The sequence below is a fragment of the Saccharothrix sp. ST-888 genome, from assembly GCF_000955975.1.
Classification (GTDB): Bacteria; Actinomycetota; Actinomycetes; order Streptomycetales; family Streptomycetaceae; genus Kitasatospora.
Genome location: NZ_JYJF01000074.1, coordinates 22,907 through 37,155, shown reverse-complemented (window position 1 = coordinate 37,155; position 14,249 = coordinate 22,907). Strand labels below are relative to the sequence as shown.

Below are 14,249 nucleotides of genomic sequence, written 5' to 3'. Positions count from 1 at the left end.
ACCAGCTTGTTCATCATGGCGTGTTCGGGTGCGGTGTCGGCGCAGCAGCTGTCGGCGGTCACCTTCCCGGCGGCGTCCAGCCGCTGGTAGTAGCCGGGCACCACCTTGTCCAGCACCGAGTGGTCGGCCTGGCCGGAGGCGGCGGTGTGGTTGTAGACCACGTCCAGCACCACCCGCAGTCCCACCTCGTGCATCGCCTGCACCATCTGCCGGAACTGGACGGTCCGCGCAGTGCCGGTGGGGTCAGTGGCGTACGAGCCCTCGGGCACCGTGTAGTGCAGCGGGTCGTAGCCCCAGTTGTAGGCGTCGTCGGCCTGCACGGCCGCCACGCACTCCTGCTGCTTCTCGCTGTCCGGCGGCAGCGACTTGAGGTCGCAGGCGGGCAGCTTCTGGTCGGCGCGGTTCTCCGGGATGGTGGCGATGTCGAAGGTCGGCAGCAGGTGGATGGTGGTGATGCCCGCCTCGGCCAGCTCACGCAGGTGCGTCATGCCGGCCGACTTCGACTCGGTGAAGGCCAGGTACGTGCCGCGCTCGGCGGCCGGCACGGTGGTGTCGGCCACCGAGAAGTCGCGGACGTGCAGTTCCTGGATCTGCTGCCGGGTGGCCGGGATGCCGGCCGGACTGCGGTGCCGGTCCCAGCCGTCCGGCTTGTTGCGCCGGTCGGCGAGGTCGGTGACCAGACTGCGCTTGGAGTCGGTGGACAGCGCCACCGAGTAGGGATCGGTGACGAGGTTGGTCACCGGCTGCTGGACGCTCGGCGCCCACACCCCGACCTGGTAGAGGTAGTACTTGCCGTCCAGTTCGCGGGCACTGCGGCTCAGCGACCAGACGCCGGTGGCGTCGTCCCGGCCGAGCGGTACGGTCTTCGGCGTGCCGCCACTCGCCCGGTCGAAGAGCTGGACCGAGACGTGGGTGGCGGTCGGCGCCCAGAGCGAGAGGGTGACCTTCCCGCCCTGGTAGACCGGACCGAGCCGGGCCTTGGCGGCCTTGCCCGCGTACAGGTCGTCCAGGACGCCGGGGAGTTGCACGCCGGTGGCGGCCGACAGGGCGCCGCTGGGCAGGTGTTCGGTGAAGACCACCTGGCTGCGCAGGGCGGGAGTGATCCGGCCCGCGTCGCGCCGGTCCACCGTGAAGGCGCGGTAGCCGGCCAGATGCGGGTACTTGGCCTTCTGGGCGTCGGTGAGCGCACCGGGGTTCAGCCTGATCCAGTGCCCCGGCCGGTTGAGTGCGCCCTGGTCGATCCGCAGGGCCCCCTCGGGGTCGTAGATCAGCTGGGCGCTGGTGCCGCCGGCCAGTGCGCCGTCGTTCGCACCGAAGTCGGCCGGAACCACCACGGTCTTCGCGTCGATCCACTGGGCCTTCGCGGTGGTGAGGTCCAACTGCGCCGAGCTGCCCGCGGTCTGCGGGAGCAGGTAGTCCTGCCGGCCGCCGAGGATCCACACCTCCCGGCCGCTGACGGCGAAGTCCAGGGACTGGTCGTTCGGCAGGTCCTTGTCGTTGCCGTTGTGCAGGATGTAGCTCAGGCTGGTGGCCCCGGCGGCCAGCGGCACCTCGAAGACGTCGCCGAAGGCGTCCCGGCGGGCCGGCTGCAGCGGGCTGCCCCAGTCGGTGGGCTTGGCGGCGCCCGTCCAGTCGTGCAGGCCCCAGCCGTCGTAGCTGCCGTCCGTCCGGTGGTAGTGGATGACGGCGGTGTCGGCGGGCACCGTGTCGACCGGCCCGGGGTTGGTGGTCCGGACGGTGGGGTCGCCCTCCTTGAGCCACACCTCGCCCGTGGTGGCGAGGTCGATGTGCCGGTCGGCCTCGACGTCCTTGCCGCCGTTCTTCTCGACCAGGAATCCGAGGTCGGACGCGCCGCTCTTCAACTTGACGTAGGCGAAGGCCCCGTAGGCGTCCCGGCCGGTGAAGCCGTGCCCGGCGGGCCAGTCGGTGGCCTCACCGTCGGCGAGGTCGCCCCAGGCGTAGAGGTTCCAGCCGTCGTAGTCGCCGTTCTTGCGCTGGTAGTGCACCACCGCGTACGGGCGCGAGGTCGCGGTCGGCACGGGCTTGGCGGCCGGGGTGCCGGTGGTGAAACTTCCCGTGGTGGAACGCAGTTGTCCGCTGGATGTCTGCACGACAGCCTTGTACCGCACCACCGTGCCGGGCGCGAGGGCGCCGAGGTCCTGGGTCACCCGGTACGTCCCGTTGTCGGCCGTGCCGAGCACCTGCCAGCGGCCGTTGCCGATCTGCGCGGCGAAGGAGACCCGGTCGAACCCGCCGTCCGCGACCGCGGCCCCGACCGTGACCGTACCGGTGGAGCCCTCCGCCGGTGGCTGCAAGGACAGTTGGGGCGCCGCCGCCACCTTGGCCAGCCGGCCCGCCGCCCGGTAGACGGTCGACGACAGCGGCGGCACGGTGACGGTGATCCTGCGGTCCGCACCACTGGTGGTCCGGGCACCGGCGGCCGGGTAGATCCGGTCGAAGTTCATCCCCGCCGAGAAGGTGTCCAGGGTGACGGTCTTCGCCTCGGTCGAGTTGTTGACCGCGACGACGTACTCGACCTGCTGCTTGGCGTCGATCCGCGAGAAGGCGTACACCCCGGGCCCGTCGGCGGCGTACCGCTCGATCTGCGCACCGTCGGCCAGCGCCGGGTTGGCCTTCCGCAGCTGCGCCAGCGTGGAAATCCCCTGGTAGAGCGGCACGTTCCGGCCGTACCGGTCGGCGGAGCCCGCACTGCCGCCGATCACGTTGTCGCTGTTGTACGAGGGCACCTTGGAGGCGAACATGTCCTGCCGGGCGTCCTTGTCGCCGCCCGCGCCGGTCATGCCCTGCTCGTCGCCGTAGTAGACGACCGGCTGCCCCCGGGTCAGGAACATCAGCTCGCCGGCCAGTCGGTCCTTCCTGAGCAGCTCGTCCTGGCCCGCACCCGGGTTGTCGCTCTGCAGGAAGGAGCCGAAGCGGCCCATGTCGTGGTTGCCGAGGAAGGTCGGCAGCTCGTACGCGTCGGTGTCGGCGCTGGTGTAGCGGTAGTCCTGGCCGTACACCTCGGACAGCGCCCTGGCCGAGCCGTTCTGCGAGACATAGGTCCGCGCGGCCTGCTGGAACGGGAAGTCCAGGGTGGCCTGGAGCCTGCCCTTGGTGACGTACGGCGAGGTGATCGCCGGGTCGCCGGAGTAGACCTCGCCGAACATGAAGAAGTTCCTGTCGCCCTGCTGGGCGGCGTACTGCTTGAGCGCGGGCGCCCAGTTCTGCCAGAAGGCCATGTCGACGTGCTTCACGGTGTCGATCCGGAAGCCGTCCACGCCGGTCTCCCTGACCCAGCCCTGGTAGATCTTCTTGAAGCCCTCGACCACCTTGGGGTTCTGGGTGTCCAGGTCGTCCAGACCGGAGAAGTCGCCCTCGGTGGCGGACTCTCCGGCGAAGGTCGAGTTGCCCCGGTTGTGGTAGAGCGCGGGGTCGTTCAGCCAGGAGGGGGTCTTGGCCTTCGCGTCCGCCGCGCTGCGGAAGGTCGGGGTGTAGGGGAAGGAGTCGGCGGTGATCTTCGGCCAGGGCGCGCCCGCGTCCGCGACGGCGGTCTCGTCGACCGGGTTGCCGTCGGCGTCCAGGGTCGGGTACGCGCCGGTCGAGCGGTAGTCGTCCTTACCCTCCGTGTGGTCGATGACGTCGGCGGTGTGGTTGGTGATGACGTCGAAGAAGACCTTGATGCCCTTGGCGTGCGCCTTGGCGATCAGCTCCTTGAGCTGGGCGTTGGTGCCGAAGTGCGGGTCGACCTGGGTGAAGTCGGTGATCCAGTAGCCGTGGTAGCCGGCCGAGGCATTGTCGCCGGTGCCCTGCACCGGCCTGTTCTTGAAGATCGGCGCCATCCAGATGGCGGTGGTGCCCAGGCCCTGGATGTAGTCGAGCCGGTTGATCAGGCCCTGGAGGTCGCCACCGTGGTAGAAGCCCTTGTCCGTGGGATCGAGGCCGTTGTCCAGCCGTGAGCCGGTGATACCGCCGGTGTCGTTGCCGGGGTTCCCGTTGGCGAAGCGGTCCGGGAGGACGAAGTAGAACTGTTCACGGGTCAGGTCGTGCCGCCCGGCCGTAGCGGCCAGGGCGGCGTCCGAGGGCGGGGCGGGGCGGGTGGCGGCCACCACCGGAGCGGCCGGGCCGAGCGCCGCCGCCACCAGCGAGGTGGCCAGTAGCGAGGCGGCCAGCAGCGCGGGCGCCCGGCCGGCGCTGCGGAACCCGGATCTACGGAACCTGGAGCTATGGAATGGGGTAGTGCTCCGTGGGTGGCGGAGCGGTATTTCGGCCACTGCGGCTCTCCCTTGAGGCAGCTGGTCGTCATCGAGTGGCGTGGACGCTAGCGACTGCAAGATGTTTCAGCAAGATGTTGTAAAACTTGCAAGCAATCTCTTGACCGAACCGTTGTGCGCAGGAAAGAGTCACTGCGTGCCCCGCTGTGCGGCGGCACCACACGGACCTGCCGGTGAGGGACGGGCGGGCCCGTGTGCGGGGACGGTGGCCCGTCGCGCCTGACAGCCGGCGGGCCTCCCCCGCCTACTCCCGCACACTCTTCTCCGCCACTCGGGGGGCGGGTCACCGGGTCGTTCGAGTGCGAGTCACAATGGACTCCATGCCCACCTCCGGTCCCCACCCCCTACCCCCCAGGGGGGACAGCTGGTGAAGAATCCACTACCGCAGGATGAGCAGACGGCCACAGGACGTCTGGCAGACTTCTCGTCCATGGGGGAACCGACCGAGATCCGTACAGCCGGCGCCGAACGCGCCGAGGCGGCCAGCGGTGCAGGTTCCGTCGACGGCACGGTTCGATCGAACCCCACGCCGGACGGAGCCACCCGCGCCGCCCAGACGCGCAGCGCCGCGCTCCGCAGCCGTATTCGCGAGCAGCGCAGGAACCCGGCGAGACCACGACTCCTCTTCGAGCTGGCGCTGATCGGCCTCAGCTACTGGATCTACTCCCTGGTCCGCAACGCCGTCCCCGAGCAGGCGACGGTCGCACAGAAGCACGCGAGCTGGATCTGGCACTTCGAGCAGAGCATCGGCATCGCGGTCGAACGCTCGATCAACCACGGTGTGAACTCGGTCACCTGGCTGATCGTCGGGATGAACTACTACTACGCGACACTGCACTTCGTCATCACCATCGGTGTGCTGGTGTGGCTGTACCGCTCGCATCCGGGCCGTTACGCGGCGGCGCGGACAGTGCTCTTCGTCACCACCGGGGTCGCGCTGGTCGGCTTCTACTTCTTCCCGCTGGCCCCGCCCCGGCTGATGGACGCGGGCGGGTTCATCGACACCGTGAAGGTGCACGACACCTGGGGCTCGATGGCCTCCGGCGCGGGGGCGCAGGTCTCCAACCAGTTCGCGGCGATGCCCTCGATGCACATCGGGTGGTCGATGTGGTGCGGGTTGGCGATCTTCTTCCTGGCCAAGCCGCTCTGGGCCCGACTGCTCGGCCTGGCCTACCCGCTGGCCACGCTGCTGGTGATCATCTCGACGGCCAACCACTTCTGGATGGACGCGATCGGCGGCGAGATCTGCCTCACCCTCGGCTTCGTCGCCTCCCGGCTGGTCTACCACTCCTGGGCCTACCGGCTCCCCCGAGTACCGGCCGACCCACTGTCCGGCCCTCCGGTCACCGTCCCCGCCCAGTGGAGCACCCCGGTCGGCGCCTCCCGCCCCTAGCCCGCCGGACCGGTCGGGTGGCCTCCCAGGGCAGTCGGGTGACTCTTCTCAGGGGCCGTAGAAGAGTTTCTCGACCACCGTGCGTGCCCGGCGGGTGGTGCGGCGGTAGTCGTCGACCAGCTCTCCGGTGTGGCGCGAGCCGTAGCCGAGGTAGCGTGCCACCCCGGCGAGTTCGCGCCCGTCGACCGGGAAGCTGTCCCCGGCCCGGCCCCGGACCAGCATGACGGCGCTGCGCACCCGCGACGCCAGCACCCAGGCCGCGTCGAGCACCTCCGCGTCCCGCCCCCCGACCAGCCCGGCCTCCGCCGCGGCCGCCAGCGCCAGCCTGGTCCGAGTGGTCCGCAGCTCCGGCAGCTCGTGCCCGTGCTGCAACTGGAGCAACTGGACGGTCCACTCCACGTCCGCGAGGCCACCCCGCCCGATCTTGGTGTGGGTGGTCGGGTCGGCGCCGCGCGGGAGCCGTTCGGACTCGATCCTGGCCTTGATCCGCCGGATCTCCAGCAGGTCCTTCTCGGGGACGCCCATGCCCGGGTAGCGCAGCGGATCGGTCAGCTGCCGGAAGCTGGTGCCCAGTTCCACGTCGCCCGCCACCGGTTCGGCCCGCAGCAGCGCCTGGCTCTCCCAGGCGTGCGACCAGCGCCGGTAGTAGGCGCCGTACGAGGCGAGGGTGCGCACCAGCGGACCGTGGCGCCCTTCGGGCCGCAGGTCGGCGTCGACCAGCAGCGGGGGCTCGGTGGAGGGGGTGCCGAGCAGGGTGCGCAGCCGGTTGCAGACGGCCTGTGCCGCGCGGGCGGCGTCGTGTTCGAGGACCCCGAGCAGCGGATCGTGGACGAACAGGACGTCCGCGTCGGAGCCGTACCCGAGCTCGTGCCCGCCGAAGCGGCCCATGGCGATCACCGCGAGCCGGGTGGGCAGTTCGCCGTTCGCCGCCTCCCACTCGGCGATGCAGGCCCGCAGCGCGCCCTGGAGGGTGGCCGCGTTGAGCGCCGTCAGCGCCTCTCCGGCCATGTCGACGGCCTCGCCGGGATCGTCCGAGAAGCGTCCGAGCACGTCGGCGGCGGCCGTACGGAACAGTTCCCGCCGCCGCACCGAGCGGGCCGAGGCCACCCCGGCGTCGGCGCTGCCCGCCCGGCCGACGGCGGCCAGGATCTCCGACTCCAGCGAGGCCCGCCCACGCGGGACGAGCCCCTGCGGGTCGCCGAGCATGGCGACCGCCTCCGGGGCGCGCAGCAGCAGGTCGGGGGCGAGCCGCCCGGCGGAGAGCACCCGGGCGAGCTGCTCGGCGGCGGCGCTCTCGTCGCGCAGCAGCCGCAGGTACCAGGGGGTGCGGCCGAGCGCGTCGGAGACCTGGCGGAAGTTGAGCAGTCCGGCGTCCGGGTCGGCGGAGTCGGCGAACCAGCCGAGCAGGACCGGCAACAGGGTGCGCTGGATGGCGGCCTTGCGGCTGACGCCGGCGGCCAGCGCCGTGAGGTGGCGCAGTGCGGTGCCGGGGTCGGCGTAGCCGAGGGCGACCAGCCGGGCCTTCGCCGCCTCGGGGCTGAGCCGGACGGCCCCGACGGGCAGTTCGGCGACGGCGTCCAGCAGCGGCCGGTAGAACAGCTTCTCGTGCAGTCGCCGGACCTCGACCGTGTGGCGCTTCCACTCCCGTTGCAGGGCGGCGACCGGGTCGGCCCGGGTGTCGTCGTTGATCAGGTGGGCGAGTGAGCGGGCCAGGCGGCGGAGGTCGGCCTCGTCCCTGGGCATCAGGTGGGTGCGGCGCAGCCGGTGCAGCTGGATGCGGTGTTCCAGGGCGCGCAGGAAGCGGTACGCGGCGTCCAGCGAGGCGGCGTCGGCCCGGCCCACGTACCCGCCGGCGCTGAGTGCGGCCAGCGCTTCGAGGGTGTTGCCGCTGTGCAGGGTGTCGTCGGTGCGGCCGTGCACCAGCTGGAGCAGCTGGACGGCGAACTCGACGTCGCGCAGGCCGCCGGGGCCGAGTTTGAGCTGCCGGTCCATCTCGGTGGCGGGGATGGAGTCCAGCACCTTGCGGCGCATCTGCTGGACGTCGGCGACGAAGTTGTCGCGCTCGGCGGCCTGCCAGACCAGCGGGGCGGTGGCCGCGGTGTACGCGGCGCCGAGTTCCGCGTCCCCGGCCACCGGCCGCGCCTTGAGGAGGGCCTGGAACTCCCAGGTCTTGGCCCAGCGCTGGTAGTAGGCGAGGTGGCTGGCCAGGGTGCGGACCAGCGGTCCGTTGCGGCCCTCGGGCCTGAGGTTGGCGTCCACCGGCCAGATGGCGCCCTCGCCGGTGGTGTCGGAGCACAGCCGCATCATCCGGGCGGCCAGCCCGGTGGCGGCCTGCATCGCGCGGTGCTCCGGCACCCCCTCGCAGGGCTCGGCGACGAAGATGACGTCCACGTCGGAGACGTAGTTGAGCTCGTGTCCGCCGCACTTGCCCATCCCGATCACGGCGAGCCGACAGGCTCGGGCGGCCTCCGGGTCCTCCTCGGCGGCGATGTCCAGGGCGGTCTGCAGCGTGGCCCCGGCCAGGTCGGCGAGTTCGGCGCTGGCCTGCGGCAGGTCGGTGGTGCGGCTGAGGTCGCGGGCGGCGATGGCCAGCAGGCAGCGGCGGTAGGCGATCCGCAGGGCGTCGGCCCGGTCCGCGCCGGTCGTCGCGGTGCCCCGCCAGACCCGGTCGGAGAGTTGGCGCAGGAAGTCCTGCGGGCCCGGGTGGATGTCGCGGAGTTCGAAGGTGACCAGCGCGTGCCAGTCACGGGGGTGGCGGGCCAGGTGGTCGCCGAGGGCGGTGGACGCGCCGAGCACCCCGATCAGCCGGTCGCGCAGCGGCTTGGAGCCGGTCAGGGTGTCCCGCAGGGTGTGCCGCTCGGGCTCGTCGAGGGCTTCGAGCAGCCGGGCGAGACCGAGCAGCGCGAGGTCGGGATCCGGGGCGGCGCCGAGTGCGTCCAGCAGTACGGGGTCGGCGGCCAGTCCGCCCAGGGCCGGGTCCGCGAGCAGCCGGACGGCCGCTTCGGGATCGGTGAAGCCCCGCCGCACCAGCCGGACCTCCAGGCGACTGGTCCGGCTCCCGGCCCGTTCCTCCACTGCCATCGCCCCTCCAGCTGCCGACCCTGCTGGAAGCGTACGTGTCCTGCCCCGACCGCGACAGGACCGCCATGCACGACGGGCTGCGCCCGGGGGCGCTCGGCCGGTCGGGCCGGGGCGCTGTCAGTAAGGCTGCACGAGGACGTGGGCCGCGCCCGGGATACCGACCTTGAGCAGTTCGTCCTCCTCCGGCGTGGTGGCCGTGCCGGTCTCCTGCTTGAGCACGGCTCGCGACATGCTCTGCACCCACAGGGCGCGCGGCCGACGCCTGGCCTCCCACGCCGCGAGCGCGGCCGGAACGCCGTCCGCGCCGTCCAGCGACTGGGCCAGCACCAGCGCGTCCTCGACCGCCATCGCCGCCCCCTGCGCGAGGTGCGGGGTGGAGGCGTGTGCGGCGTCGCCGGCCAGCACCACCCGGCCGACGTGCCAGGGCCGGTCCACGGTGACCTGGGAGATCCGCGAGTACACCACGGTGGCGGGGTCGGTGACCTGGGCGAGCGCCTCGGCGACCGGTCCGCCGAAGCCGGACAGCCGCTCGGCGAGCTGCTCGTGGGCGCGTGCCGGGTCGGGCCTGAAGTCCTCGGCCTCGGCGAACACCGCGCCCAGGTACATCAGTTCCTCGGTGATCGGGGTGAGCAGTGCCTTCGCCGCCTGGTTGCCGGTGCTCATCACCACGCCCCGCACCTCGGGCTGCCGGGGCACGGTGACCCGCCAGTTGGCGAAGCCGGTGTACTCGGGGCGGAACCGCTCCCCGCACAGCCGGCCGCGCAGCGGGGAGCCGATGCCGTCGAAGCCGACCACCAGGTCCCAGCGGCCGGCGGAGCCGTCGGAGAGCGTGACCTCCACGCCCTCGCCGTCGTCGGCCAGTTCGGTGACGGTGGTGCCGAAGCGGATCCGGGCGCCCGCCTCGGTGGCGGCCCGGCCGAGCACCCCGGCGAGCGCGGGTCGCGGTATGCCGTTGTTGGCGGGGGCGCCGCCCATCCGGGGCTGCGGGATCTCGGCGAGGGTGCTCCCGCCCGGGTCGCAGATGGTCAGTACCTCCCACCCGAAGCCGGCTGCCAGGCACTGCTCCAGCACGCCGAGCTCCCGCATCACGTGCAGGGCGTTGGACGGCTGGATGATGCCGACCCCGAGCGCGTCCAACTCGCCGCGCAGTTCGGCGACTTCGACGGTGTGGCCGCGCCCGGCCAGCGCGGTGGCGAGGCTGAGCCCGCCGATACCGCCGCCGTGGATCAGGACGCGCAGGGGTGATGCCATCTCAGGTCTCTCCAGGGATCTCGCGGGGGGAAGCGGTCGCGGGGTCAGCCGGCCGGCACGGGCTCGGGGACGGCCTCGGGGGCGGCCTCGCCCTCGGACACCGACAGGGTCATCAGGTGGTCGACCAGGGCGAGCAGCACGTCCCGCCCGAACGGCCGCTCCCGGACGTCGCCGATCAGCAGCGGGACGTCCGGGTCGAGGTCGAGCGCGGCCCGGATCTCCACTGCGGTACGGGTGTTGTGGCCGTGGAAGCAGTTGATCGCGACCACGAAGGGGATGCCCCGGCTCTCGAAGAAGTCGATCGAGGCGAAACTGGTCTCCAGGCGGCGGGTGTCGGCGATGACGACCCCGCCGAGCGCGCCGTTGACCAGGTCGTTCCACATGAACCAGAAGCGCTCCTGGCCGGGGGTGCCGAAGAGGTAGACCACCAGCTCCGGACTGACCGTGATCCGGCCGAAGTCCAGCGCGACGGTGGTGGTGTCCTTCTGGTCGATCCCGGCCAGGTCGTCCACGCCGACGCTGGCGCTGGTCAGGTACTCCTCGGTGCGCAGCGGCGCGACCTCGCTGACCGCGCCCACCATGGTGGTCTTGCCGACGCCGAAACCCCCGGCGATCAGGATCTTGACGGCGGCGGGAGCCGCCTGACTGCTCGTCATCTCGCTGTCATCCCACTGTCTCAGAGTCTCCGGAGTCCGTCACGGACGGCGGCCAGCAGGCCGAGGTCGGCGCCGCCGGAGGCCCGCGCCACCGACAGCGGGGCACGGGCCAGCAGCAGGCCGTGGGCGACCAGATCCGCCAGCAGGATCTTGGTCACCGATACCGGCAGGTCGAGGTCGGCGGCGACCTCGGCGACCGCGGCCGGGTGCCGGCAGCGCTCCAGGATCGCCCGGTGCTCGGGCTGGAGCGTGTGCCGTCCCGGCCGTACGGGTGCACCGTGCTCGTCCCTGGGGTCCTGCACGGTCGTCAGCACGGTGATCAGGCTGAAGTCGTCCCGCTCGGGCACGGTGCGGCCCCGGGTGATGGTGTACGGGCGGACCATGCTGCCCGCGCCGTCCTCCTCGGCCTCCTCGTCCCAGTACGGGGTCACCCGCGCTGCCCACCTCGGGCGCCGAAGGCGTCGAAGTCGTCGCGGACCGGGGTGCCGAGCTTCTGGCCGACCTGCTGCACCAGGTTGTGCATGGCCAGCGACATCACCTCGGCGTCCACCTCCTGGGAGGCGACCACCGCCAGGTGGGTGCCCTGGCCTGCGGCGATGATGAACAGCCAGAGGTCGGCGAGTTCCACGATCACCTGGTGCACCGCACCGCCGTCGAAGAGCTGGCCGACACCGCGCGCCAGGCTCTGCTGCCCGGTCGCGACGGCGGCCAGCCGCTCGGCGTCGGCGCGGTCGATGGTGCGGGAGTGGCTCACCACCAGGCCGTCGTCGGAGAGCAGCACGGCGTTTCTGGTCCCGGCCACCGAGTCCACCAGGCCGTCGAGCAGCCAGTCGAGATCCTGGTGGGTGGCGGTTGTGCGAGTCATGACCGGTCTTCCGTCGTAGGGATGGGAGGTGTCTTCCAGGCGTCGGCGGGCAGCGGCCCGCCGGACTCCGGCCGGTACTCCTGCGAGGGGAGGCCCGGCTCCTGCTGAACGGGCTGCCCGACGGACTCGCGGGCGGCCCGGGACCGTCGCTGGAACGCACCGATGGCTGCTCCGGCCCGTCGGGGGGCCGGCCGGAACAGCGGGTTCTCGTCCCAGCGCGGCGGCTTGGGCGCGGCGGCCGGCCGCACCGGGTGGACCCTGAGCTCGTCCACCAGGCTGGCCTGCCGGACCCGGCGCGGCAGCGGCGCCTCCGGGGCGGGCGCGCTCCGGCCCGGCAGCACCAGGGTGTCCTCCGACCACGGCCGCTCGTCCACGGTGCCGACGGCGACGGTCGACTCCGGCCCGGCCGGCCGCTCCCGCACCTCGACGGACGGCCGCCGGGCCACCGGCGCCTCCTGCGTCACCGGCCACGGGACGGGCTGCGCGTCCGGCACCGGCTCGTGCGGCTCGCTCTCCTCGTACGCCCCGTACGACCCGTGCCCCTCGCCGGTCATCGGACCGACCGGTGCCACCGGTACCACCGGACCGACCGGACGACCCGGCTCACCCGGACCGGCCGGCCCGGTCGGCGCCGTGACTCCGGCGAGTGCGCGGCCGCGCGACCGGGTCGGCAGCCCGCCCTGCACCGGCGGCACCGCGGCCGGACGCGGCGGGCCCTCGGAGGTGATCAGCTCGTCGGGGATGAAGACCACCGCCCTGGTACCGCCGAAGGCCGAGGGGCGGAACTCCACCCGCAGCCCGTGCTGGGCCGCGAGCCGGGCGATCACGAAGAAGCCGAGCCGGATGTCGTCGGCGCGCGCGAGCACGTCCGTCCGGGGCGGACGGCTCATCAGCTCGTTGGCCTCGGCGAGTTGCTCGTCGCCCATGCCCAGGCCGCGGTCCTCGATCTCGATCGCCGTCCCCCGGGCGACCCGGGCGGCCCGGACCTCGACCGGGCTCGGCGGCTTGGAGAAGCTGAGCGCGTTCTCGATCAGTTCGGCCAGGATGTGCGCCACCGGGCCGACGGCGCGTTCGGAGAGCCAGGGGCTGCCGTCGAGGTCCAGCATCACCCGGCGGTAGTCCTGCACCTCGCCCTGGGCCGCGCGCATCACGTCCAGCAGCGGGACGGGCTTGCGCCAGCGCCGGTGCGGGGTGCCGCCGGCCAGGATGACCAGGTTCTCCTCGTAGCGGCGCAGGCGGGCGGTGAGGTGGTCCAGGTCGAAGAGGCCGTCCAGCACCTCGGGGTCCTCGTGCTTGCGCTCCAGCTCGTCCAGCTTCTTGAGCTGTTGGCCGATCAGCAGCTGGGTGCGGCGGGCGATGCGCTGGAGCAGCCGCTCGAACCCCCGGTGCTGCTCGGCCTGCCGGACGGCCGCCGTGAGGGCGCTGGCGCGGGCCAGGTTGAGGGCCTCGCCGAGCTGGGCGAGTTCGTCGTCGGCGCCACTGCGGGTGTCCTGCCGGATGCTGCCGGCCTCGGCCTCGACGTCGATCTGCTCGCCCTGGCCGAGCCGTTCGACCACCTCGGGCAGCTTCCGCTCCAGTTCCTCGGCCTGGACCTGGAGTTCACCGATCCGGCGGCGCAGCGTACGGGTCAGCCGCCACGAGGTCAGGATCACCGCGACCACCGCGACCAGACCGATCACGGTGGTGAGCACGACCCTGACCAGCAGGGACATGACGGCGCCCTTGCCGACCTCCACCACCGCGGCGGTGCGGTGCTCCAGCAGGTCGACCAGCCGGGGGGTCAGCTGGTCCATCGCCTGACGCCACTTCTGCTGGTCCGAGCCGATCGCGACGAACCCGGCGGCGTCCGGCGCGCTCGGGCGCAGCAGGTTCCGTTCCACCTCGGTCTTGGCCTGCCAGGCCGGGCTCTCGACGAGCTCCCGGGCCATCGCCGCCTCGTCGGCCGGCAGATAGGGCGCGACCTTGGTGGTGTACTGGAAGGACTGGTCGGAGACGGCCTGCACGAGGAGCTGGTAGTCCTTGACGCTCAGCTTTCCGGTGGGCCAGCCCCGGGCCAGCAGCGCATCCGAGCGGGAGATCATCTCCTTGGCCCAGAACAGGTCGACCAGCGGCTGGGAGACCGTGGTGACCTTGCCGTTGTCCACGTGGCTGAGGGCGGTGAACAGTTTGATGTCGACCGCGATCAGGTTGGTGTAGTAGCGGTACACCACCGCCTGCTGGTCGTTGCCGCCCTGGTCCACCAGCAGGCGCTGGGCGGAGAGCTGGTTCATCGCCTGCCGGGCCTGGCCGACCGCGTCGCGCACCTCGGCGGGGGCGCCGTCGGCGGCGACCCCGGACAGGGACTGGAAGGTGCGGATCGCGTCGTCGGTCGACTTGCGCTGCTTGACCAGCGCATCGGTGGCGCCCGCGTGGGTGGCGAGGGCTTCGGCGCTGAGCCGCCGCTCCTCCTGCAGGTTGTAGTAGACGATGTTGGACGGCTGGCCCGCCTTCTGGGCCAACAGCCCCTGAGCCGCCTGCCGTTGGAAGTCCAGCAGGGTCTGACCGCTGGTCACGCCCCAGAGGGCGGCCAGAGCCAGGCCGGGTACGACTGCCAGGACGAGCAGGGCTGCCCGGAGGGACATCCTGGTCGAGCGGATCCGCCGAATCGCGCGCGTGCGCAGGGCATGCTCCTTGAAGACGACACCAGCCGTTCACGACCGGTCAGATCTGGTAAGAACATTGACAGATGGATA

8 protein-coding genes are annotated in these 14,249 nt (G+C 72.2%); 1 reads left to right on the top strand and 7 read right to left on the bottom strand.

Annotated features, from left to right (window positions below; translation table 11 throughout):
- On the bottom strand, positions 1–4,271 hold a 4,271-nt coding region (locus tag UK12_RS22120; RefSeq protein ID WP_052682060.1), incomplete at its 3' end, for an alpha-amylase family glycosyl hydrolase.
- Positions 4,272–4,701: 430 nt separating this feature from the next.
- Between UK12_RS22120 and UK12_RS22115 the strand changes: the two genes are divergently transcribed.
- Positions 4,702–5,664 (top strand): phosphatase PAP2 family protein, encoded by a 963-nt coding sequence (locus UK12_RS22115; protein ID WP_045304826.1) that lies wholly within the window; start codon positions 4,702–4,704, stop codon positions 5,662–5,664.
- Positions 5,665–5,712: 48 nt separating this feature from the next.
- Here the strand turns inward: UK12_RS22115 and UK12_RS22110 are convergent, their stop codons facing one another.
- The 6 genes from UK12_RS22110 to UK12_RS22085 all read right to left on the bottom strand — a co-directional run bounded on the left by UK12_RS22110 (position 5,713) and on the right by UK12_RS22085 (position 14,138).
- Positions 5,713–8,745: a bifunctional [glutamine synthetase] adenylyltransferase/[glutamine synthetase]-adenylyl-L-tyrosine phosphorylase gene (locus UK12_RS22110; RefSeq protein WP_045304825.1), complete on the bottom strand. Its 3,033-nt coding sequence runs from the start codon at positions 8,743–8,745 to the stop codon at positions 5,713–5,715.
- 117 nt (positions 8,746–8,862) lie between these two features.
- Positions 8,863–9,996 (bottom strand): FAD-dependent monooxygenase, encoded by a 1,134-nt coding sequence (locus UK12_RS22105; protein WP_045304824.1) that lies wholly within the window; start codon positions 9,994–9,996, stop codon positions 8,863–8,865.
- Between the two features lie 44 nt (positions 9,997–10,040).
- Complete coding sequence (locus UK12_RS22100) at positions 10,041–10,652, bottom strand: GTP-binding protein (protein ID WP_045304823.1); 612 nt, start codon at positions 10,650–10,652, stop codon at positions 10,041–10,043.
- 20 nt (positions 10,653–10,672) lie between these two features.
- Positions 10,673–11,083 carry a DUF742 domain-containing protein gene (locus tag UK12_RS22095; RefSeq protein ID WP_231591330.1) on the bottom strand — a complete coding sequence of 137 codons (411 nt, stop codon included), beginning with the start codon at positions 11,081–11,083 and terminating at the stop codon, positions 10,673–10,675.
- Positions 11,080–11,517, bottom strand: a complete 438-nt coding sequence (locus UK12_RS22090) for a roadblock/LC7 domain-containing protein (protein WP_045304822.1) — start codon at positions 11,515–11,517, stop codon at positions 11,080–11,082. Before UK12_RS22090 ends, UK12_RS22095 begins: the two co-directional genes overlap by 4 nt.
- Positions 11,514–14,138 carry a sensor histidine kinase gene (locus UK12_RS22085; RefSeq protein WP_063838300.1) on the bottom strand — a complete coding sequence of 875 codons (2,625 nt, stop codon included), beginning with the start codon at positions 14,136–14,138 and terminating at the stop codon, positions 11,514–11,516. The genes UK12_RS22090 and UK12_RS22085 overlap by 4 nt, the downstream gene beginning before the upstream one ends.
- Between the last annotated feature and the right edge of the window lie 111 nt (positions 14,139–14,249).

Bases quoted from the DNA above. Each gene is read 5' to 3' on its own strand.
- UK12_RS22090 (WP_045304822.1), bottom strand. From the start codon at position 11,517: ATGACTCGCACAACCGCCACCCACCAGGATCTCGACTGGCTGCTCGAC.
- UK12_RS22110 (WP_045304825.1), bottom strand. From the start codon at position 8,745: ATGGCAGTGGAGGAACGGGCCGGGAGCCGGACCAGTCGCCTGGAGGTC.
- UK12_RS22100 (WP_045304823.1), bottom strand. From the start codon at position 10,652: ATGACGAGCAGTCAGGCGGCTCCCGCCGCCGTCAAGATCCTGATCGCC.
- UK12_RS22105 (WP_045304824.1), bottom strand. From the start codon at position 9,996: ATGGCATCACCCCTGCGCGTCCTGATCCACGGCGGCGGTATCGGCGGG.
- UK12_RS22115 (WP_045304826.1), top strand. From the start codon at position 4,702: ATGGGGGAACCGACCGAGATCCGTACAGCCGGCGCCGAACGCGCCGAG.
- UK12_RS22085 (WP_063838300.1), bottom strand. From the start codon at position 14,138: ATGTCCCTCCGGGCAGCCCTGCTCGTCCTGGCAGTCGTACCCGGCCTG.